This window comes from Micromonospora sp. URMC 105 (assembly GCF_051386295.1).
Classification (GTDB): Bacteria; Actinomycetota; Actinomycetes; order Mycobacteriales; family Micromonosporaceae; genus Micromonospora.
In genome coordinates this window covers 1-20,373 of the sequence record NZ_JBPQTL010000004.1, presented here as the reverse complement: position 1 = coordinate 20,373, position 20,373 = coordinate 1, and the positions used below count along the sequence as shown (strand labels likewise).

The window sequence follows — 20,373 nt, the reverse complement described above, 5'->3', positions numbered from 1 at the left end:
ACGCGTCACCGGGGCCCGCCCCCGGCGTTCAGGGCACCGGGGTCGGCCGGTCGACGGTGCGGTCGCGGGCCTGCGCGTACCGCTCGCGGACGGCGGGGACGGGTTCGGCGGCGTACTCCCGGGTGCCGGCGACCGCCCACTGCGGCGGCGCCGCGCCGCCCAGGGCGACCCAGGCGGCCTGGCGGGCCGCGCCGTCGGCGACGTACTCGCCCGGCGGCGGGACCACCACCGGCCGGCCGAAGACCTGCGGGGCGATCCGGCGCACCGCCGCCGAGCGGGCCCCGCCGCCGACCAGGATCACCCGACGGGCCTCGGCGCCCTGGGCGGTCAGCGCGTCGAGCCCGTCGGCGAGCGCGCAGAGCATCCCCTCGACGGCGGCCCGGGCCAGGTGCGCCGGGGTGGCGGTACGCAGCGTGAGCCCGTGCAGCGCGCCGGTGGACAGCGGCCGGTCGGGCGTGCGCTCCCCCTCCAGGTACGGGACCATGACCAGCCCGTCCGCGCCGGGCGGGGCGGCGAGCGCCAGCTCGGTCAGCTCGTCGAGCCCGACGCCGAGCATCGCGGCGGCCGCGTCCAGCACCCGGGCCGCGTTGAGGGTGCAGACCAGCGGCAGGTACCGGCCGGTGGCGTCGGCGAAGCCGGCGACCGCGCCGCCCGGGTCGGCGGCCGGCACGTCGGCCACGCTGAACACGGTGCCGGAGGTGCCGATCGAGACGACCACGTCGCCGGGGCCGGCACCCACGCCGAGAGCCGCGGCGGCGTTGTCTCCGGTGCCCGGGCCGAGCCGGATCCCGCCGGGCGCGGACTGCGGCGGCGCGGCACCGGCGCCCGCCGCCGCGCCGAGCACGGCCGGGTCCAGCACCCCGGCGACCTCGGCCGGGCCGAGCACCGCCGGCACCGCCACCACCCGCCCGAAGGCCTGTTCCAGCAGGTCGAGCCGGTAGTCGCCGGTGCGGGGCGACCAGTAGCCGGTGCCGCTGGCGTCGCCCCGGTCGGTCCGCAGCCCGGCCAGACCGGGCGCGCCCGCCAGCCGCCAGGTGAGCCAGTCGTGCGGCAGGCAGACGGCCGCGACCCGGGCCGCGCGCTCCGGCTCGTGCCGGGCCAGCCAGCGCAGCTTGGTGCCGGTGAAGCTCGCCACCGGCACGCTGCCCACCGCCTCGGCCCAGAACCGGCGGCCCGCCGCGCCGCCGCCGGCCTCGGCGACGAGGTCCCGCGCCGCATCGGCGGAGCGGGTGTCGTTCCAGAGCAGGGCGGGCCGGACCACCTCGCCCGCCTCGTCCAGGCAGACCATGCCGTGCTGCTGGCCGGCGATCGAGACGGCCGCGACGTCGGCCAGCCCGCCGGCGGCGTCTACCGCGGTGCGCAGGGCGTCCCACCAGGCCTGTGGGTCCACCTCGGTGCCGTCCGGGTGCGGCGCCCGGCCCTGGCGGACCAGGGCGCCGGTCTCCGCGTCCCGGACGACCACCTTGCAGGACTGGGTGGACGAGTCGACGCCGGCGACGAGCGGCATGACGGCCGGCCTCAGCGCGCGCCGAGCACGTGCTCGACGGCGAGCTGGTTGAGCCGGACGAACCCGAAGCCCCGGGCCGCGACCGTGTCGACGTCCACGTCCTCGTACGCGGAGCGGTCGGCGAGCAGCTCGGCGTACCCCTCCCCCGGGTGCAACGTCGGGGTGGCCAGCTCGGCGACCTTGGCGGCGGCCAGTGCCTCGGCCACCTCCGGGTCGGCGCGGAACGCCGCAGCCCGCTCCTTGAGCAGCAGGTAGGTGCGCATGTTCGCCTCCGCCGAGGCCCACACCCCGGCGAAGTCCTCGGTGCGCGAGGGCTTGTAGTCGAAGTGCCGGGGCCCGTCGTACGCGGGCCCGCCGTCCGGACCGCCGTGCTCCAGCAGGTCGACCAGCGCGAAGGCGTTGAGCAGGTCGCCGTGGCCGAAGACCAGGTCCTGGTCGTACTTGACGCCGCGCTGGCCGTTGAGGTCGATGTGGAACAGTTTGCCCTGCCAGAGCGCCTGGGCGATGCCGTGCGCGAAGTTCAGCCCGGCCATCTGCTCGTGCCCGACCTCCGGGTTCAGGCCGACCAGGTCCGGGTGGGCCAGGGTGGAGATGAACGCCAGCGCGTGCCCGACGGTGGGCAGCAGGATGTCGCCGCGCGGCTCGTTGGGCTTGGGCTCGATGGCGAAGCGCAGGTCGTAGCCGGAGTCCACCACGTACTGGCAGAGCAGGTCGACCGCCTCGCGGTAGCGGTCCAGCGCGGCCCGGACGTCCTTGGCCACGTCGTACTCGGCGCCCTCCCGGCCGCCCCACATGACGAAGGTGCGGGCACCCAGCTCGGCGGCGAGGTCGACGTTGCGCAGCACCTTGCGCAACGCGTACCGGCGCACGTCCCGGTCGTTGCTGGTGAACCCGCCGTCCTTGAAGACGGGGTGGGTGAAGAGGTTGGTGGTGACCATCGGGACGACCAGGCCGGTCTCGTCGAGCGCCTTGCGGAACCGGGTCAGGTGGGCCTCCCGGCCGGCGGCGTCGGCCCCGAAGGGGACCAGGTCGTCGTCGTGGAAGGTGATCCCGTACGCGCCGAGCTCGGCGAGGCGGTGCACCGCCTCCACCGGATCGAGCGCGGGGCGGGTGGCGTCGCCGAACGGGTCGCGGGCCTGCCAGCCCACCGTCCAGAGACCGAAGGAGAACTTGTCGGCGGGGGTGGGACGGGGTGCCATGGCAGACCTCCGGGGTGTCGCCGCAATTAGTTCAGTGGATGGATTAAATGACCACGCTGTGGCAGTGTCAAGGGGTGACCAGCACCAGCACCGCGGGCGCGGTCCGGCAGGGCAGCCTGCGCGAGCTCAACCTCGCCGTGGTGCTCGGGCGGATCGCCGCCGCCGACCAGCCACCGTCACGGGCCGGCCTCGCCGGCCAGACCGGCCTCACCCGGGCGACCGTCTCGGCCGTGGTGGACGACCTGATCACCGGCCGCCTGGTCGCCGAGGCCGAGCCGGCGCCGCGCGGCGGGGCCGGCCGCCCCGCCCGCGGGCTGCGGCTCGCCACCGACGGCCCGGCCGGGCTGGGGCTGGAGATCAACGTCGACTACCTCGCCGCCTGCGTGGTCGACCTGGCCGGCACCGTCCGGCACCACGAGGTACGCCGGGCCGACCTGCGCCCGGTCACCCCCGCCGACGCGCTGGCCCGGCTGGTCGAGCTGGCCGGGCGGGCCCGCGCCGCCGCCGCGCGGCAGGGACTCACCCTGGCCGGGGCGACGCTGGCCGTGCCCGGGCTGGTCGACGCCCACGGCCTGGTCCGGCTCGCACCGAACCTCGGCTGGCGCGACGTCGACGTCCCCGGGCTGCTCGCCGCCCATCCCCCGCTCGCCTGGCCGGTCGACGAGGTGCCCGCGCTGGTGGTCGACAACGAGGCCAACCTGGCCGCCCTCGGCGAGCTGCACGCCGGGCCCGCGACGGCCAGCTTCCTGCACGTCTCAGGTGAAATCGGCATCGGCGCGGGGATCGTGCTCGACGGTGCGCTGTTCCGGGGCGCCCGGGGCTGGAGCGGTGAACTGGGCCACGTGCCGGTCGACCCGGACGGGCCGCGGTGCCGCTGCGGCGCGCGGGGCTGCCTGGAGACGTACGCCGGCCAGGAGGCCGTCCTCGGCGCGGCCGGCCTCTCCGGGGCAGATCTGCCGGCCGACACGGCGGCGCGCCGACTGGCCGACCTCGCCACCGAGGGCGACCCGGCCACCCTCGACGCGCTGCGCGCGGCCGGCACCGCCCTCGGGGTGGCCGTCGCCGGCGTGGTCAACCTGCTGGACCTGGACACCGTGGTGCTCGGGGGCGGCTACGCCACGCTGGCGCCCTGGTTGCGCCCGCCGGTGGAGGCCGAGCTGACCGACCGGGTGCTCACCGCCGCCTGGTCGCCGGTGACGGTGCGCGCGGCGGCACTCGGCCCGGCGTCGGCGGCCGTCGGCGGAGCCGGGTCCGTGGTCCGCCGGATCATCGCCCGGCCGTCCGGTTGGCTCGCCGGCCGGCCGTGAGCCGACCTTCCTCGATGGGCGTCGGCCGGTTCGCCTCGGTACCCTTTCCCTGAGGCAACCGTTCCCGTCCGAGGAGTCACTACCAGCATGCGCACAGGTCGACAGGCCGTGGCGCCCGGCGACCGGCGGTGACGACGACCCACGACGGCGGGCACACCGGGCCGGTGACCGCCGACCCCCGGCTCGCCCGCGAGCTGCTGGACGGTCTCGCCGAGGCGGTGGTCACCACCGACCACGCCGGGATCGTCGCGCTGGTCAACGCGACGGCGGGCCGACTCCTGCCCGAGCTGACCCCCGGGACCGACCTCGTGCTCTGCTCGGTGCCGGCGCTGGCCGGCGCCGTCGGCCAGGGGGCCGAGACCTTCGACACCGAGCACCGTGGCCGCCGGCTGCGCGGGGTCTGCCGCCGGCTGGCCGCCGACCGCTGCGCCTGGTACGTCCGGGACGTCACCGAGGAACAGGCCCGCAGCGACGCCCTCCTCGCCGAACGGTCCCGCACCGCCTTCCTCGCCCAGGCGGGCAGCCGGCTCGGCCTCTCCCTGCACCGTGACCAGACGCTGCGAGCCACCGCCACCCTGCCGGTGCCGTACCTGGCCGACGCCGCGCTGATCGTGCACCACCCGCCACCGCCCGTCGCCGCCCTGCCGCACTGGGTCCGCTACGCGGAGGGCGACGCCGCCCCGGTCACCGGGATCGGCTCCCCGGAGCTGACCGGCGCCGTCCCCGGCCTCGCCGAGGCGCTCGACGGCGAGAGCACCGACCCGCACCCCTGGGTCGGCGCCGCGCCGGCCGACCTGGCCGACGTGCTGCCCGCCTCCTTCGGCCGCCCCGGCACGATGCTGATCAGCCCGCTGCTCAGCGCCGGCGGGCCGGCCGGCGCCCTGATCCTCGTCCGGTGGGCCGGGCGCGCGGGCTTCGACCAGCGCGACGTCGAGCTGGCCCGGGAGTTCGCCGCCCGGGCCGGCGCGTCGCTCGCCGCCGCCCAGCTCTACGGCGAGCAGGCCCACCTGGCCCGGGTGCTGCAGCACAGCCTTCTCCCGCCGGAGCTGCCGCCGCTGCCCGGGCTCGCCCTCGCCGGCGGCTACCGGGCCGCCGGGGACAGCCTGCGCATCGGCGGCGACTTCTACGAGGTGTTCCGCACCGAGCGGGGCGGGATGTTCGCCCTCGGCGACGTCTGCGGCAAGGGCGTCGGCGCGGCCGTGCTCACCGGCCGGGTACGCCAGTCGTTGCAGACGCTCCGCCTGGTCGAGCAGCGTCCCCTGGAGTTGATGCGGCTGCTCAACCGGGCGCTCTTCGACTCCCCGGACGGTGCCCGGCGGGCCCAGTTCACCACCCTGCTGCTCGGCACCGTCGAGCCGGACCGCGACGGCGGCGCGCGGGTGCGCGTCGCCGGCGGTGGGCACCCCGCTCCGCTGCTGCTTCGGCCCGACGGTGACATCAGCCCCGTACCGGTCGGGGGCATGCCGATCGGCGCGTTCACCACCGCGACGTTCGCCGAGGCCGAGGTGCGACTGGCTCCGGGGGAGCTGCTGCTGGCGTACACCGACGGGGTGACCGAGGCGCGCGGCGGCCCGGCGGCGGTGGAGATGTTCGGCGAGCGGCGGCTGCGTCAGGCGCTCGCCTCGGCGGCGGGGCTGCCGCCGAGCGCCGTGGTCGAACGGCTGCTCCAGCTGGTGGACGAGTGGCTGGACGGGCAGAGCCACGACGACGTCGCCATGCTCGCCGTCTGCGCTGCAGAGCGGGCGTGACCGGCGCCGACCCGGCCGGGGCGGGCACGGCGGGCTGAACCGGTCAGGCGGTGCGGGCCACCGGCGGGTCGTCGAGCGTCGCGTCCGGCGGCGGGGTGTCGCTGCCCTGCCAGGGCACCGCCGGCGGCGCCGCCTCCTCCAGGTCGCGGGCGACCCGGTCGAACTCGCGGATCCCCCGCAGCAGGGCCTGCCGGCCCTCACCGGTCATCCCGTCCAGCACGTCGGCGAGCCGCCGCCGGCGGTCCCGGCGCAGCTCGACGAGGAGCTCACGGGCCTCCGGGGTCAGGTGCAGGGAGATCTCCCGCCGGTCGAGGCGGCCCGGCTCCCGCTCCAGCATGCCGGCCGCCACCAGCCGGTCGCAGAGCCGGCTGGCCGAGGAGAGCAGCATGTCGAGCAGGGTGGCGAGCCGGCGGAGGTTGATGCCGTCGTGCCGCTCCACCACCATGACCGCGCGCAGCTGGGCGGCGGAGAGGCCACTGGTCGTACTCTCCCGCGCGGCCTCCCACACGGACAGCAGGGCACCCGCCGCGTCGTCCAACTCGGCGGCCATACTCGGTTCTGGTCCCCGCGGACCATGTTCGTCGGCCATGGTGGGGCCGAGACTACCCGGAGTGCCTGGTGGTCGGCCGCTGTCAGGAGGAGTGAAGATGAGCGAACCGGACGATCGGGCCCGGCGGGTGCTGGTCGAGGCGCCGGCCGACCTCCTGCTCGACCGGCTCGCCGCCGAACTTGAACGGACGTTCGGGATCACGGAGAGCGAGCTTTTCCAGGTCGACTACCGCCTCTCGGTGCTGCTGCCGCTCAGCGACGGGGACCCGATCACCGAGGCCGGTCACCCGGCCTGGCGATGCTTCGATCACCAGGAGCCGATCCTCACCGACGGCGTCGGCTGGTTTCCGGTCGGCATGCGCGGCGAACGGCGCGGCGTGCTGCGGCTGGCCCCGGTCGCCGACGACCCCGGTACGGTCGGGGAACTGGCCGCCATCGCCACCGCCCTCGGCCACGAACTCGTCGCCGTCAGCCCTGGCACCGACGTCTACCGGGCGTCCCGTCGGGCCCGCCGGCTGACCCTCGCCGCCGAGATGCAGTGGGAGCTGCTGCCCGGGCGCAGCCGGATCCGCCCGTCGTTCAGCCTCGCCGGGCAGCTGGAGCCGGCGTACGCGGTGCGCGGTGACAGCTTCGACTGGTCCGACGACGGGCACCGGCTCTGGCTCGCCACGATCAACGGGTCGGGCGAGGGGGTGGCCGCCGCGATGCTCACCTCGCTGGCCACCTACGCGCTGCGCAACGCCCGCCGGGGCGGACTGGGGCTGGCCGACCAGGCCGCCCTGGCCGACCAGGCGATCTACGCCCTGCACCGGGGCGAGCAGCACCTCTCCGCGCTGCTGATGGAACTGGACCTCGCCTCCGGGAAGCTGACCGTGGTGGACGCCGGCTCGCCCCGCCTGGTGCGGCTGCGCGATGGGGAGATCAGCGAGCAGGTCCTGGAGAAGCAGTTCCCGCTCGGCATGTTCGAGAGCACCGACTACCAGGAACAGACCTTCGAGCTGCGCCGGGGCGACCGGCTCTTCGTGCTCAGCGACGGTGTGATCGACGCGACCAGCCAGAACGTCCGGTACGGGGAGACCGCACTGGACCGCTTCCTGCGCCGTACCGGCCGGATGGAGCCGCTGGACGCCGTCCGGTCGCTCCTCGGCGATCTGCGGGCGTTCGTCGCCGGTGACCTGATCGACGACGCGGTGGTGGTCTGCCTGGACTGGACCGGCCCACAGCCGTGACCGCGCCGCCGGTCAGTACGCCCCGCGCCCCCGCAGCACCGCGCCGAAGGTCTTCCAGAGGATGGTCAGGTCGGCGGCGAGCGACCAGTTCTCGACGTAGTACAGGTCGAGCCGGATGCCGTCCTCCCAGCTCAGGTCGGAGCGGCCGCTGACCTGCCAGAGCCCGGTCATGCCGGGCTTGACCAGCAGCCGCCGGGCCACGTCGCCGTCGTAGCGGGCCACCTCGGAGGGGAGCGGCGGCCGGGGGCCGACCAGGCTCATCTGCCCCAGCAGCACGTTGACCAGCTGCGGCAGCTCGTCGAGGGACCACTTGCGCAGCAGCCGCCCGACCCGGGTCACCCGCGGGTCGTCGCGCATCTTGAACATCAGCCCGTCGGTCTCGTTGCGCATGGCCAGCCCGTCGAGCAGGGCGTCGGCGTTGACCACCATGGTGCGGAACTTCAGCACGCCGAACTCGCGGCCGCCCCGCCCGACCCGGGTCTGCCGGAACAGCACCGGCCCCGGGCTGCCCAGCCGGATGGCCAGCGCGACCGCCGCCCCGAGCGGCAGCAGGAGCAGCAGCGCCAGCGCGGCGGCGGCCCGGTCGACGAACTCCTTGACCAGCTTGCGGGCCCCCCGGAACTCGGGCGCCTCCACGTGGATCAGCGGCAGGCCGGCGACCGGCCGGGTGTGGATGCGGGGGCCGGCCACGTCGGTGAGCGCCGGCGCGACCACCAGGTCGATGCCGGTCCCCTCCAACTGCCAGCCGAGCCGGCGCAGCCGGGCCGCGGTCAGCTCGCCGGAGGGGGTGACGGCGACGGTGTCCGCGCCGATCGCGGTGGCCGCCTCGGGGACGCCGCGCAGCGAGCCGACCACCGGCACGTCGCTGAGCCGCTGCGGCACCGGTGCGAGCAGCGCGTCCGGGATGCAGGCGCCGACCACCTGGTAGCCGGCGTACGGCTCGCGGCGCAGCGTGTGCACGAGTTCCAGCACGTGGGCGGTGTCGCCGACGACGAGCACCCGGCGGGACCAGCCGACGCCCCGACAGCGGGCCCGGTGCAGTCGCTTGCGCGCGACGAAGCGGTTGACCTCCAGCGCCACCGTGCCGACGGCGAAGGAGATGGCCAGGAATCCCCGGGACACGTCGGCCTCGGCGACGTAGCCGACGATGGCGACGCCGCCGGCCAGCCGCAGGCTCGCCGCGCTCACCCGCCGGTACTCGTCGGCGCCGTAGCCGAGCACCCGGTCGTCGTAGCAGCGCAGCACCCGCAGCGAGAGCAGCCAGGCGAGCACCAGGCCGGGGGCCACCAGCACGTACGGGATCTCGGAGCCGACCGGCGCCCGGTCACCGAAGCGGGCGGCGTACCCGGCCAGGACGGCGAGGGAGAGCACGGTGGTGTCGAGCACCACCAGGAGCCGCACGTACGCGCGCTGGTCGGCCCGGGCGATCGGGCTCGCCGGCCGGCCGCTCGGCGCCGGCGGGATCCGGACCGGCGTGGACAGCGTCGCCGAGGTCACCCAGCCTCCCCACATCGCGTGCACCGGCTCCGGTCGGCGACCGCCCCGGGACGGGGACGCGACGCCGGAGCGTACCGGACATCCTGCCTTACAATGATGCTCGCCGATTGATTCGGACGTGTTGCCGTCACTTTGCCGAGCGACCCGGACACCGGAAAGGCGAACCGCCGCACCGGAAACTTCCGGTACGGCGGTGTCCCCGCACTGTCCGAAGACTCAGCGCGGCGCGTTCGGGCGCAGCGCGATCGCCTTCAGGAAGATGTCACCGATCTTGCTCGGGTCCTCGGTGACGAAGGTGCCGCCGCCGGTGACGTTGGTGATCGACTGGAGCTCGGTCTTGGAGACCTCGTTGCCGATGCCGATGATGACCACCTGCACCGGACGCTCCGGATCGTTGAGCTGCTTGAGCTGGCTGATCAGCGAGGCCTGCGAGACGCCGTCCTTGTCGTCGTTCTTGCCGTCGGTGAAGAGCACCACCGAGTTCACCCGGCCGGGCTCCCAGTCCTGCTGCACCGTCTTGTACGCCTCCAGCACGGTGTCGTACAGACCGGTGTTGCCGTCGGACGGGCGGATCGTGGCGAGGCCCTGCTCCAGCCGGCCCCGGTTGGTGGAGAGGGGGTTTATCGGCACGAGCTCGCGCCAGTCCCGGGAGCCCACCAGCTCGGTGGAGAACGTCCAGAGGCCGATCGACCAGGAGTCGTCGAACAGGTTCAGGCCTCGGCTCGCCGCCGTCACGGTGACCTGCTCCCGGGTGGCACCGCCCGCGGAGGGCACCTTCGCCTTCATCGAGCCGGAGACGTCGATGACGGCGAGCATCCGACCGGACTGGGTGGCGATGGACCAGCCGGAGACCGCACGGTCTATCGCGAACGGGTCCAGGCCGCCCACGGCACCGACTCCCGCCGGCGCCGCCGTCGACTGACCGCCGGCCGGGCTCGGCGCCCCCTGCGGCGCCTTGAAGCCGTTGCCCCAGTTGCCGTCCGGCGCCCGCAACGACTGAGCGGCCAGCCGGTTCTTGAAACCCTGCGTGGTCAGCAACTCGAAGAGCACCTTGGCCGCGGACTGCTTGGCCGGCTCGATGCCGGGCAGCACCGCGAACGGGTAGTCCAGCGGCATCGGCGCCGGCTCCAGGTAGAGCGCGGCCAGCGGGATCGGCGGCTTGGTGCTGTTGTACGCGATGACGTCTTCCTCGGACAGCGCGGCGGCACCGAGCCCGCTGGCGATGGCCGTCGGGTCGTTCGAGCGCGGGAAGCGGGCGAGCAGGTCCTGCCGCAGCGCGGAACGGCCGGTGGCCAGCGCCCGCAGCGCACCGGTGGTCGCCTTCTGGGTGTCGCCGCCCGAGGCGCTCGCCGCGGCGGTGAGGGAGAGCAGGCCGGAGAGGCCGGCCGCGTCCTGCGTCGGCTCGACGATCCCGGCGCGCAGCCCCTTGCCGGTGCTGACCGCCTTCAGCAGGTCGGTCCAGCCGAGCTTCTTGTCCGGCCAGCCGAAGCGGGAGGCGACCGGCTCCGGCATCGCCACCACCACCGGGCTGCGGGCGACCGAGGCCCCGTTGCCCGGCGCGAAGGCGGTCGCGCCGTTGTTCTTCAGCCGCAGCAGCCAGGTGGAGGAGTCCGGGATCCAGACGTCGGGCGTGGCCACCGTGCCGCTGGCCTGGCCGACGCCGGCCAGCGTGGCGCCGTGCTTGCTGGCGACCGCCGCGGCCACGTCCACCGGCTCGGAGGCGCTGACGTTCACGGCGATGCAGGTGCCGCCCACCGCCGCGCCGTCCTCGACCCACTGCGCCGAGGCCTTCTCCACCGCCGGCGCGAGCTCGGGAGCGGCGGCCACCGACAGCTGGATCTCGCCCGAGCAGGACGGCCCGGACAGCTGCTGGTAGCCGAACCAGGTACCCCCGACCACGACGACGAGAGCAGTCGCCGCTGCGGCGGCTCCTGCTCCACGGATACTTGAACGCATGCGATGGCGGCCAGACACGCTGACCATCTTGCGTATCTCGTTCGGATAGTGCCACAACCGTTCGGACGAAAGTTACGCAGGAGAAACAGTTGATCGCACTTTTGCAACAGTGAGTAATCAGTCAGTGCCGCGGCGTCGCCACGATCCACATCGGGCGGCGCCGTTCAGGGCAGGACACAGGTCGGGCTCGGCACCGGCACCGGCTCGCCGAGCGGCTCCGGCACCCCCGAGCCGGGATCGACCCGGAACACCCGGACCATGTCGGCCCGTTCGTCGGCGACGTAGAGGTGGGCTCCGGTCAGCGCGAAGTGCCGGGGCCACTCGCCCCCGGTGTCGACCTCGGCGACCAGCCGGGGCAGCTCCCCGTCGAGGGCGAAGACGGCGACCGTGCCCACCCCCCGGTTGCCGACGTAGAGGAAACGGCCGTCCGGCCCCACGGCGATCTCTGAGGGCTGGACGTGCCCGGTCCGGCCGCTGGCGTCCACCCGCCCCCGCTCGTGCAGCGCCCCCTCCGGCGTCGCCTCGTACGCGGTCACCGTCGCGTCCAGTTCACCGGCCAGCCAGTAGCGCCGTCCGTCGGGGTGGCGGGCGAGGTGGCGGGGCCCGGTTCCGTCGGCGGTGCGGGTCCGGGGCGCGCGGGGCACCAGCCGGCCCGCGCCGGCGTCCAGGTCGTACCGGTAGACCGAGTCGGTGCCGAGGTCGACGGCGAGCAGCGGCCCGCTCCCCGGGTCCGGGGAGACCATGTGGCAGTGCGCCTTCTCCTGGCGCTCGGGGTCGGGCCCGTGCCCCTGGTGCACGACCAGGTCGCTGCGCTCGGCCGGCACCCCCCGCTCGTCGAGCGGGAGGACCGCCACGCTGCCGCCGCCGTAGTTGGCCACGAAGAGGTGCCGCCCGTCGGGCGCGACCGCCAGGTGGCAGGGATCGGCCCCGCCGGTCGACCGGACGGCCAGCGGGGTCAGCTCGCCGTCGGTGCCCACCCCGAAGGCGCTGACCTGCCCCTGCGGCAGCTCGTTCACCGCGTACAGGACCGGCAGGACGGGATGCCGGACGAGGAAGGAGGGCGAATCGGTCACGGCGGCCGTGCCGAGCGGGGTGAGTTCCCCCGAGCCGGGGTCCCGGCGAGCGGCGACGATGCCGTCCCCCCGCCCGCCGCTCGCCGCCGTGTAGCCGCCGATGTGGACGATCGTGTTCGTCACCGGTACACCCTCCGCCGCTCTTGTCGTCGATCCAACCAGAGGCTTCCCGGCCGGCCCGGGCGTTAGCCCTGTTTTCCGGAATTCCCGCCGGCGGAGCGCCGACGGCGAGGCGGTGCGGTCGCACCGTCCCGCCGTCGCCGGCCACGGGTCAGGCGACCGGGACCGGCTCGCCGCGCTGCCGGGCCACGTGCTCGACCAGGGAGATCAGTACCAGCTTGGCGGACTGCCGGTCCCGGGCGTCGCAGAGCACCACCGGCACGTCCGGGTCGATGTCCAGCGCCTGGCGCACCGCCTCGATGCCGAACCGGCGGGACCCGTCGAAGCAGTTCACCCCGACCACGAACGGGACGCCCCGCTGCTCGAAGTAGTCGATCGACGGGAAGCAGTCGGCCAGCCGCCGGGTGTCGGCGAGCACCACCGCGCCGAGCGCGCCGAAGGCCAGCTCGTCCCAGAGGAACCAGAAGCGGTCCTGCCCGGGCGTGCCGAAGAGGTAGACCTGGAGGTCCTCGTTGATCGTGATCCGGCCGAAGTCCATCGCCACGGTGGTGGTCGACTTCGTCTCCACCCCGGAGAGGTCGTCGGTGCCGACGCCGGCACCCGTCAGCACCTCTTCGGTCTGCAACGGTCGGACCTCGCTCAACGCGCTGACCAACGTCGTCTTGCCCGCGCCGAAGCCCCCGGCGATGAGGATCTTGAGAGCCAGCGGCAACCGGGGCTCCGAGGAGTCCCGGTCAGAGCGCACGTAGTCCACTGACCACCGCCTTGAGGATGTCGTTGTCGGGAATGCCGGCGGCCGGCGGCTCGTGCACCGAGACCAGGCCCCGGGTGAGCAGGTCGCCGAGGAGCACCCGGACCACGCCCACCGCGAGGTCCAGGTCGGCGGCGAGGTCGGCCACCGCGACGGGGCGCCGGGCCAGCTCGACCAGGCGCCGGTGCTCCGGCTGGAGCCCGGACTGACCGGACGGATCCGCACCCGCGCCGGCCAGCACGAACGCGACCAGGTCGAAGCCGTCGACGGCGGGCCGCACCCGGCCGCCGGTGAGGGTGTACGGACGGACCACCGGGCCGGCCGCGGCGTCCAGCCACTCGTGCTGGGCACCCGGCGGTTCAGCCCGCATCGACGGCCCCCACCGTCGTGCGGGCCGGCGCGGCGAGGCTCTCCCCCACCCGGATGACCAGCATCGCCATCTCGTACGCCACCAGGCCGATGTCCGCGTCGGCGGCGCTGACCACCGCCAGGCACGCGCCCTGGCCGGCGGCCGTCACGAACAGGTACGCGGACTCCATCTCCACCACGGTCTGCCGCACCCCGCCGCCGGCGAGGTGCCGGCTGGCGCCCTTGGCCAGGCTGGAGAAGCCGGAGGCCAGGGCACAGAGGTGCTCGGCGTCGGTGCGGTCCAGCTCGGCGGAGGCGCCGAGCAGCAGCCCGTCCGCGGAGAGCACCACGGCCTCCCGGGCAGCGGGTACGCGGTCGACCAGCTCGTCGAGCAACCAGCCGAGGTCGACGTTCTGCCTCGTCGTGTCCACCACTAGGCGTCCCTCTCAGTCACGGTCGGGGAATCGGGGGAAGCCGCCGCGGCATCGGGCGGCGTTAGCGGCGCGGGCGGCCCGCTCCGCCCTTCGGCACGGCTGCCGGCCGGGGCGGGCACGGCGTCGTCTCCTCGCCCCGGCGGCACGGAACGGATCGCGCCGTCGCGCCGGCCCCGGGCCGTGCCGGCCTGGAGCGCGGACATCTGCCGGCGTACCTCGTCCGGGGAGCGGACGGCCGGCTCGGCGGCCTGCGGGCGGGGGCGGACGGCCGGGCCGCGCCGGCGGACCCGCCGGGGCAGGCCGTCGCCGTCGGGAGCGGCCTCCACCGCGGAGGCGCGGGCCGGGGCGAACGGCAGCACGGTCGGCTGGCGGTCCCGCCCGGCGCGGGTGGAGCGGGGCCGGGGCAGGGTGGTCAGCCGGGTGACCGACGCGGCCGGCCGGCTCGCGCTGACCGGCAGGGCCGGCGGCTCGTCGGTGACCAGGTCGGCCGGGACGAGGACCACGGCGGTGACCCCGCCGGGTGCCTCGGAGCGCAGGGTGACCCGGACGCCGTGCCGGGCGGCGAGCCGGGACACCACGAACAGGCCGAGCCGGGCGCTGTCGGCCGGGTCGAACTCGGGCGGCCGGGCGAGCCGGCGATTGGCGTTCTCCACCGCCTGCGGGGTCATCCCCAGGCCGTGGTCGGTGATCTCCACGACGTAGCCGCGGGACACCTGCTGGCCGGAGACCTCGACCCGGGTCTCCGGCGGGGAGAAGGCGGTGGCGTTCTCGATCAGCTCGGCGAGCAGGTGGATGACGTCCGCGACGGCCCGGCCGACCACTCCGGCCGGCTGCACCGTCCCGATGTCCACCCGGTCGTACGCCTCGACCTCGGAGACCGCGCCGCGCACCACGTCCAGCAGGGCCACCGGCTGCCGCCAGCCGCGGCCCGGCGCGGCACCGGCGAGGATGACCAGGTCCTCGGCGTGCCGGCGCAGCCGGGTGGCCAGGTGGTCGACCTGGAACAGCTCGGCCAGCTCGTCCGGGTCCTCGGCGCGCCGTTCCATCCGGTCCAGCAGGGCCAGCTGGCGGTGCACCAGGCCCTGGCTGCGCCGCGCGATGTTCAGGAACACCTCGTTGAGACCCCGGCGCAGGGTGACCTCGTCGACCGCCGCGCGGACGGCCGTCCGGCGTACCTCGTTGAAGGCGCGCCCGACCTCGCCGATCTCGTCGGCGCCGTACTCCAGCGGCGGCGCCTCCCGGGCCACGTCCACCTGCTCGCCCCGGCGCAGCCGGGCCACCACGTCGGGCAGCCGCTGCTCGGCCATCTCCAGGGCGGCGCTGCGCACGCCGGTCAGGCGGCGGGCCAGGGTGCGCCCGACCCGGACGGCGACCAGCAGCGACACCACGATCGCGGCCAGGCCGAGCAGCCCGGCGACGGCGAGCCGGACCAGGATGCCGACGGCCACCGGCACGGACCGCTCGGCCAGCCCATCGGCCTGGCTCAGCTCGAAGTCGCGCAGCGCCTGCTGGACGGCGTCGTGGCTGGTCTGCCACGTACGGGCGTCGACCGGCGGACGGACGGCCGGGTCCGCCCGCAGCAGCCCCTCCTGCATGGTGCGCAGCTGGACGAAGGCGGGGGCCTCGGTCAGCCGCTGGTAGGCGCTGCGGGCCTCCGGCGGCAGGTCGGCCACGGCCGTGTCGACCAGGAACCGCTCGTTGCCGATGGTCTGCGTCAACAGCAGGTGCTCGTCGTCGGCGAGGCGGCCACCGACGAGCGCGCCGGCCACCAGCGCGTCGGCCTGACCGAGCAGGTCGCGGGAGCGGCCGAGCGCGGTGAGCGCCAGCGCCTCCCGGTTGAGTTGCGCATCGGGCAGGTCGGCCATCGCCGCGAAGGCCTGGAAGGCGAAGGAGATCATGCCGCTGTAGAGGCCGACGGCGCCGGCCCGGTCGACCTGCCGGCGATCGATGAAGCCCCGCCCGGCCGGCAGCGCGTCGAGGGCGGCGGACAACTTGTCGAGCCGGGCGTCGAGCAGGTCGTCGGCCGCGTCGCGCAGCTTCTCCCCGCCGGTCCGCCGGCGCAGCTCGGCGACCGCCGCGTCGGTGCGGCGGCGCTGCTCGGCCAGGGCCGGCAGGTCCGCCGGGCCGGCGAGCTGCACCACCGAGAGGCGGCGTTCGCGTTGCAGCTCGGCGACCACCGCCTCGCCCGGACGGCCCAGGTCGTAGAGGAGGGTCCGCGCGGAGAGCAGGTCCAGCGCCGGACCGAAGGTCAGCGTGGTGGCGAAGATCCAGAGTGCGAGCAGGGCGGCCACCGGGGTGACGACCAGGGCGGTCAGCTTGGCGCGGATCGGCCAGTCGCGGGTGTCCATGAGTCCTCGCCCGAAGGGGTGGCAGCGGTGGCGCCCACACCGGCCGGGCAGCGTCCCGGGCGCACCGGGCACCGGCTCGGGCGCCTTGGGCAGGATACGTAATCCGGGGCCGCAGCACTACCGTCCGTCTCGGAGGTCACTACCAATCCGTTGTGGACCGTCCTCACCCGACTCCCTGCCGCCGCAACGGCGAACGCCCCGCCGGGGTCGGCAGGGGCGTCGCGTCGCGAGCGGGACGGCCGGTGGCTGACCGAGCTGCCGAGGCCCCCGGCGACCCGACGCCACGTCCTCGCGTGGCCGGTTCACCCGTACGTGACCTCGGCGACTCCACCGCTTCAGGCGGCGGCCGAGGGGCCGAGGCAGCGCCCCGGATCCGGACTCCGGTCGGTGCCGGTGATCGCCCCGCACCCTGCCCCAGGCGCGTTTTCTGGGGTGGGTCAAGTTTCGGCGGCGGGCCGCGCCGTGGGGCTCGCCGTGCCCGGTCGGGAATGGCCCAGGAAAGTGCCCGGGATCGGGATTGGCAGCCAGTATGCCGAGGGAATACCAGGTGGCGAAGGAGGAGCCATGTCGCCCACGCAGGTAATCGTTGCGGTTCTCGTCGTACTGGTGGTCGCCGCGCTGGTCGCCGCGGCCGTCATGGCCGGTCGCCGGCGCGCCCTCAAGCGCCGCTTCGGCCCGGAGTACGACCGGGTCGTCGCGGAGCAGGACAGCCGCGGCGCCGCCGAACGGGAGCTGCGCGACCGGGAACGCCGGCACGCCCAACTCGAACTCACCCCGCTGGACCCCGCGTCCCGGGCCCGGTACGCCGCCGCCTGGGAGGAACTCCAGGTCCGCTTCGTCGACTCCCCCGGCGAGACCGTGAGTGACGCCGACGAGCTGGTCAGCCGGCTGATCGCCGAGCGCGGCTACCCCACCGGGGACTTCTCGGACCAGATCGCCCATCTCTCCGTCGACCACGCCCGCACCCTCACCCACTACCGCGACGCGCACGAGATCCGGGTGCGCAACGAGCGCGGTGAGGCCGGCACCGAGGAACTCCGCCAGGCCGTCGTGCACTACCGGGCCCTCTTCGCCGACCTGCTCGGCGAGGAGCCGGTCGGGCACCGGCCGCCGGAGCAGCGCCATCCGGACAGCCCGCACGACGTCACGAGCCGCTGAGGAGACGACGATGCGCCAGGAAGAGCAGCAGAGCAGCACCGACCACCCGGAGGCGGTCCGCTCCGCCCCGGTGCCGGTCCCCGCGCCGGACGCCGTACCCCGGACCACCCGGGACGGCCGGGACGGCCGCGCGGACATCCCCGACGACGTACTGGACGACCGGGGCACCTACGACGGCCCCCGGGCGACCGCCGACCGGCCCGCCGACGACCTCGACGACACCCGCCCCTACGACGTGCGCGACGACCGCGACGAGCGGCCGGAGTTCCACGAGCCGGCCCCGCTGCCGACCGTCTTCGGGGCGGCCGCCGTCGGCGACGCGGTCGCCGCGTCGGCGCTGGCCGGCGGCCGTCCCGAGGACGAACGGGACGCCCGGCTGGAGGACACCGTGGCGCCGGGTGACGGCGCACCGGGGCGGACCGAGCCCTTCGACGACGAGCGGGCCGACCCGACCGCCGCCGACCGCATCCACGACCGGCAGCGGTGGCGGGACGAGCACGCCTCGGGCACCCCGTCCGGGGGACGCTCCGACGCTGTGGCGGCCGGCGCCGCCGGATACGGCAGCGCCGAGCCGACCATGGTCGACCCGGACGCGGAGGCCCCGGAGGGCGGCGCGGCAGGCGCGGCGGCCGGCGTGGGCGCGGCCGGGGTGACCGGAACCGGAGCGGCGGCGGTCGCCGAGGCGGCCCGGCCGACCGGCGCGAACGTCCCCACGCACGCGGCGACGCTGTTCGAGGCGGACGCGGCGCAGGCCTTCCGGGACCGCTGGCGGGAGGTGCAGCTGCGCTTCGTGGACGACCCCCGGGCGGCCGTCGGCGAGGCCCAGTCGCTGGTCGAGGAGGCGATCAAGGCGCTCTCCGACGCGCTCGCCGCGCAGAAGGAGAAGCTTGGCGGCTGGCAGACCGCCGGCTCGGCGGACACCGAGCAACTGCGGGTGGCCGTGCGCCAGTACCGCGACTTCCTGGACCGGGTCCTCGGTCGCTGACCCTCGCCGCGGGCCCCGGCCGGATCACCGGCCGGGGCGCGCTCGTGCGCGGGACCCGATGACCGGAATGAAAATTCCGACCTGGGGGTATCAGCACGCCCACGTGCCACGCGGACGGAGGGTGACGGGCGGTCCCTCCGCCGCGGCCCGGCTCTTCGACATCCGCCGGGTGATCGGTGGCCTGTTCGTCGTGTACGGGCTGATCGTGGGCCTGATCGGGCTCTTCGACGGGCCGTCGGAGATCGACAAGGCGCAGGGTGTCCGGATCAACCTCTGGGCCGGCCTGGCGATGCTGGTCTTCGGTCTGCTCATGCTGCTCTGGCAGTGGCTGCGCCCGGCCGAGCCGCCCGCGGCGGAGGAGGCTGGCAAGGTCTGACCTCGGTCGGCATGGGCCGGTCCCAGCGGGGTACGCGAGATCAGGGAACGCGCCTGGGACAGGAGGTCAGCACCATGACGGATCGTGAGCCGAACCGCCGGCCGCTGGAGGAGAGCCCGGAGGTGGCCGCGGCGGTCGACGACGAGACCACCGTGCCGCAGTTGGTCACCGGGGGCGGCCCCGACCGGGACAACCCGTCCTTCACCGAGCCCGCCGACCGGACGGGCGACGCGTCGACCGAGGAACTGATCGGCGACCCGTACGCGGCCGGCACCGGGGCGACCGGGACCGGCACGGGCGCCGGTGGGGACAACATCCGCACCGGCGCCGAGCAGCCCTGGGAGCCGGAGGACCTGGTGATGGCCCGCGGGCAGGACATGACCCCGCACAACCTCGAGCGGGCCCGCCGCGACCTGGCGGAGATGGGCCAGGGGCCCGTGGGAACCCGCTCGCGGCAGTGCCTCACTCCCACCGCGGCGGGTGGGCCGTCCGCCCGGTGCTCAGAGCGCCGGGTAGGCGTTCCTCATCAGCTCCTGGAACTGTGCGGAGAACCAGGCGCCGGAGATCGGCGCGTTCGGCAGGGCGCCGCTGAGGCTGTTGCCGTTGCGGGCGTTGCCGGTGTAGGTCGGGTCGCACATCCGGTCGAAGCCCTTGCCCTCGTTGTTCGGGATCAGGCTGCTGGAGCCATCCGACTCGCCCGGGGGCTTGACCCAGACGTAGGCGTCGATGCCCGGCTCCGGCGCGGCCTTCGGCCGCTCGCCCAGGCCGGCCCCGGCCTGGTTGCACCAGTTGCCGGCGTGGATGCGGCGGTCGATGCGGCCACCGTTGACGTAGGTGTCCACGCTGGTCGTCGCGCCCGGGCCGGTGGGCCGGGCGGTGCCGCCCCAGCCGTTGCGGGAGGTGTCGATCAGCATGCCGATGTTGGCGTCGAAGCCGGTGGAGACCAGCTTGTTGCGGAAGCCCTGTGCGAACGAGAGCTCGTCGACGTACTGGTTCCAGTCGATCCACTTGGACTGGCGGACGGTCTGCCCGTTCACCGTGTCGGTGATCTTGATGTACGGCTCCCGCAGCGCCGAGTAGTTCGCCGTGTTGACGATGAAGCCGTGCACGTTCTTCACGGTGCTGCCGGAGGCGGTGGCCGCCTGGTAGAGCTGGGTCGCGGTCGGGCCGAAGTTGCTGTCCCAGCCGATCCAGCCGTGGTGGGCGGCGTCGATGTAGTTGTAGACGTTGCCGATGGCGCCCAGCTTGGCCAGGGCGTACCCGACACCGTTGACGTACGCGCCGTTGGCCTTGACCGTGTCGCACATCGCGGTGCCGCCCGGCTGGCCGGAGGTGTTGGTGACCAGGTTCGGCAGCGAGTCGATCTCGATGATGTTCACGATCCGCAGGCCGGCGTACTTCGGGTCGCCCTGGATCGCCGCGATCGGGTCGATGTACTCGGCCTTGTAGCGGGGCAGCTCGTCCGGGCCCAGCTCACCGTTGGAGGCGAGCGCCGCGCAGTCGCGGCCGGGCAGGTTGTAGATGACGAACTGGATGTAGCCCGCGCCCTGCCTCAGCGCCGCGTCCAGGTGGTCCCGCACGCCCATCGCGCCGTTGGAGCTGCTGCCGGTGGTGCCGTTGATCGCGGCGATCCGGTCCAGCCAGACGGCGGTGGGGTTGTTCGACACCCGGCTGCCGCCGGGCTCGGCGTCCGCCTTCGCCTTCCACTCCGGGTTCACGTACCCCTTGGCCCCGGCGTACGGGTTGTCCACCTTCTGCCCCGGCGTGGGGGTGGTCGGGGTGGGGGTG

At 75.0% G+C, this 20,373-nt stretch carries 17 protein-coding genes and 1 pseudogene; 7 read left to right on the top strand and 11 right to left on the bottom strand.

The window, feature by feature from the left end; genetic code table 11:
- Positions 1 to 28: 28 nt before the first annotated feature.
- Both xylB and xylA read right to left on the bottom strand, forming a co-directional pair.
- Positions 29 to 1,507 carry a xylulokinase gene (gene xylB, locus ACSNN7_RS02310; protein WP_436678826.1) on the bottom strand — a complete coding sequence of 493 codons (1,479 nt, stop codon included), beginning with the start codon at positions 1,505 to 1,507 and terminating at the stop codon, positions 29 to 31.
- 11 nt (positions 1,508 to 1,518) lie between these two features.
- A complete protein-coding gene (xylA, locus tag ACSNN7_RS02305; RefSeq protein WP_436678825.1) occupies positions 1,519 to 2,706 on the bottom strand; it encodes a xylose isomerase in 1,188 nt (395 codons plus the stop codon).
- A 47-nt stretch (positions 2,707 to 2,753) separates the two neighbouring features.
- On the opposite strand from xylA, the gene ACSNN7_RS02300 reads away from it, so the two are divergent.
- On the top strand, positions 2,754 to 4,013 hold the full coding sequence (locus ACSNN7_RS02300) for an ROK family protein (RefSeq protein WP_436678824.1): 1,260 nt from the start codon (positions 2,754 to 2,756) through the stop codon (positions 4,011 to 4,013).
- 128 nt (positions 4,014 to 4,141) lie between these two features.
- Positions 4,142 to 5,761, top strand: coding sequence for a SpoIIE family protein phosphatase (locus ACSNN7_RS02295; RefSeq protein ID WP_436678823.1), 1,620 nt, complete (start codon positions 4,142 to 4,144; stop codon positions 5,759 to 5,761).
- Between the two features lie 43 nt (positions 5,762 to 5,804).
- Here ACSNN7_RS02295 and ACSNN7_RS02290 read toward each other — a convergent pair whose 3' ends face one another.
- Positions 5,805 to 6,311 carry a MarR family winged helix-turn-helix transcriptional regulator gene (locus ACSNN7_RS02290; protein ID WP_436678822.1) on the bottom strand — a complete coding sequence of 169 codons (507 nt, stop codon included), beginning with the start codon at positions 6,309 to 6,311 and terminating at the stop codon, positions 5,805 to 5,807.
- A 97-nt stretch (positions 6,312 to 6,408) separates the two neighbouring features.
- Here ACSNN7_RS02290 and ACSNN7_RS02285 point away from each other — a divergent pair, with 97 nt between their 5' ends.
- Complete coding sequence (locus tag ACSNN7_RS02285) at positions 6,409 to 7,539, top strand: PP2C family protein-serine/threonine phosphatase (protein WP_436678821.1); 1,131 nt, start codon at positions 6,409 to 6,411, stop codon at positions 7,537 to 7,539.
- Positions 7,540 to 7,551: 12 nt separating this feature from the next.
- Here the strand turns inward: ACSNN7_RS02285 and ACSNN7_RS02280 are convergent, their stop codons facing one another.
- From ACSNN7_RS02280 to ACSNN7_RS02250, 7 genes are all read right to left on the bottom strand, one after another.
- Entirely contained in the window at positions 7,552 to 9,036 is a 1,485-nt protein-coding gene (locus ACSNN7_RS02280; RefSeq protein ID WP_436678820.1) for a sugar transferase, read from the bottom strand.
- A gap of 216 nt (positions 9,037 to 9,252) precedes the next feature.
- Complete coding sequence (locus ACSNN7_RS02275; RefSeq protein ID WP_436678819.1) at positions 9,253 to 10,992, bottom strand: substrate-binding and VWA domain-containing protein; 1,740 nt, start codon at positions 10,990 to 10,992, stop codon at positions 9,253 to 9,255.
- 164 nt (positions 10,993 to 11,156) lie between these two features.
- The gene (locus tag ACSNN7_RS02270) at positions 11,157 to 12,188 is read right to left on the bottom strand and encodes a lactonase family protein (protein WP_436678818.1); all 1,032 of its coding nucleotides are present in this window, start codon (positions 12,186 to 12,188) and stop codon (positions 11,157 to 11,159) included.
- Between the two features lie 148 nt (positions 12,189 to 12,336).
- Positions 12,337 to 12,939 (bottom strand): GTP-binding protein, encoded by a 603-nt coding sequence (locus ACSNN7_RS02265; RefSeq protein ID WP_436678817.1) that lies wholly within the window; start codon positions 12,937 to 12,939, stop codon positions 12,337 to 12,339.
- Complete coding sequence (locus ACSNN7_RS02260) at positions 12,920 to 13,306, bottom strand: DUF742 domain-containing protein (protein ID WP_334448867.1); 387 nt, start codon at positions 13,304 to 13,306, stop codon at positions 12,920 to 12,922. The genes ACSNN7_RS02265 and ACSNN7_RS02260 overlap by 20 nt, the downstream gene beginning before the upstream one ends.
- On the bottom strand, positions 13,296 to 13,718 hold the full coding sequence (locus ACSNN7_RS02255; RefSeq protein ID WP_436678816.1) for a roadblock/LC7 domain-containing protein: 423 nt from the start codon (positions 13,716 to 13,718) through the stop codon (positions 13,296 to 13,298). The genes ACSNN7_RS02260 and ACSNN7_RS02255 overlap by 11 nt, the downstream gene beginning before the upstream one ends.
- Positions 13,718 to 16,066 (bottom strand): nitrate- and nitrite sensing domain-containing protein, encoded by a 2,349-nt coding sequence (locus tag ACSNN7_RS02250; RefSeq protein WP_436678815.1) that lies wholly within the window; start codon positions 16,064 to 16,066, stop codon positions 13,718 to 13,720. Before ACSNN7_RS02250 ends, ACSNN7_RS02255 begins: the two co-directional genes overlap by 1 nt.
- 564 nt (positions 16,067 to 16,630) lie before the next feature.
- Here ACSNN7_RS02250 and ACSNN7_RS02245 point away from each other — a divergent pair.
- The 4 genes and pseudogenes from ACSNN7_RS02245 to ACSNN7_RS02230 form a co-directional block, all read left to right on the top strand.
- On the top strand, positions 16,631 to 17,224 hold the full coding sequence (locus tag ACSNN7_RS02245) for a hypothetical protein (protein WP_436678814.1): 594 nt from the start codon (positions 16,631 to 16,633) through the stop codon (positions 17,222 to 17,224).
- A 10-nt stretch (positions 17,225 to 17,234) separates the two neighbouring features.
- Complete coding sequence (locus ACSNN7_RS02240) at positions 17,235 to 18,209, top strand: hypothetical protein (RefSeq protein WP_436678813.1); 975 nt, start codon at positions 17,235 to 17,237, stop codon at positions 18,207 to 18,209.
- Positions 18,210 to 18,330: 121 nt separating this feature from the next.
- Positions 18,331 to 18,585 carry a hypothetical protein gene (locus ACSNN7_RS02235; protein ID WP_436678812.1) on the top strand — a complete coding sequence of 85 codons (255 nt, stop codon included), beginning with the start codon at positions 18,331 to 18,333 and terminating at the stop codon, positions 18,583 to 18,585.
- Positions 18,586 to 18,659: 74 nt separating this feature from the next.
- Positions 18,660 to 19,025: pseudogene (locus tag ACSNN7_RS02230) on the top strand (hypothetical protein); the annotation flags it as partial.
- Positions 19,026 to 19,085: 60 nt separating this feature from the next.
- Here ACSNN7_RS02230 and ACSNN7_RS02225 read toward each other — a convergent pair.
- Positions 19,086 to 20,373, bottom strand: a 1,288-nt coding sequence (locus ACSNN7_RS02225) for a glycoside hydrolase family 6 protein (protein WP_436678811.1), incomplete at its 5' end; no start/stop codon positions are given.